Raw genomic sequence first — 642 nt, 5'->3', positions numbered from 1 at the left:
GGACTACAACACCTTCGCCCCCCATTCGGCGTTGGGGATGAAGACCCCAGCGGAGTTTTTTAAACTAAGGCAGGCGGCCTAACTGGTTCGAATTTGGACCGATAAGAGCAAAGGAATAAAGAGGTCAAAAAATGAGGAGAACACCAAATGCAAAGAAGGTTAAGGCGGGGGTGAAAGAAAATCACTTTCGTTTGGAGTTTATGGACACCACTTTGAGAGATGGAGAGCAAACTCAGGGTGTAGCTTTAACCTCGGAAGAGAAACTTACATTGGCCCATGTTTTGATCGAAAAAATTGGGGTCGACCGCATCGAGGTTGCAAGTGCCCGAGTCTCTAAAGGTGAGGGGAAATCTCTGAGGAAAATCACAGCGTGGGCTCGAAAAACAGGAGTCTTGGAAAGGATTGAAGTCCTGGGGTTTTGCGACCTGAATAAAAGTGCTGACTGGATCCGCGAGGGTGGCGGGAATGTTATGAATCTGTTGGTGAAGGGGTCCTTAAAGCACCTCCAGAATCAGCTAAAGAAGACACCTTCCCAGCATGTCGATGACATTACTAAAACAGTGGAATATTGCGCCAAGGTGGGCATTCGCTGTAATTGTTATTTGGAAGATTGGTCTAATGGTATGCAGGAAAAGGAAAATT

The 642-nt window shown here is 46.6% G+C and carries 1 protein-coding gene; it reads left to right on the top strand.

What is annotated here, in order from left to right; all coding sequences use genetic code 11:
• Nucleotides 1-131: 131 nt before the first annotated feature.
• The coding region (locus tag JNK54_10805) for a hypothetical protein (GenBank protein MBL8024746.1) at nucleotides 132-642 on the top strand (511 nt) is incomplete at its 3' end.

This window comes from Elusimicrobiota bacterium, from assembly GCA_016788905.1.
Classification (GTDB): Bacteria; Elusimicrobiota; Elusimicrobia; order FEN-1173; family FEN-1173; genus JADKHR01.
Note: the sequence above shows the minus strand (reverse complement) of the source record. Positions and strands in the feature narration are given on the sequence as shown.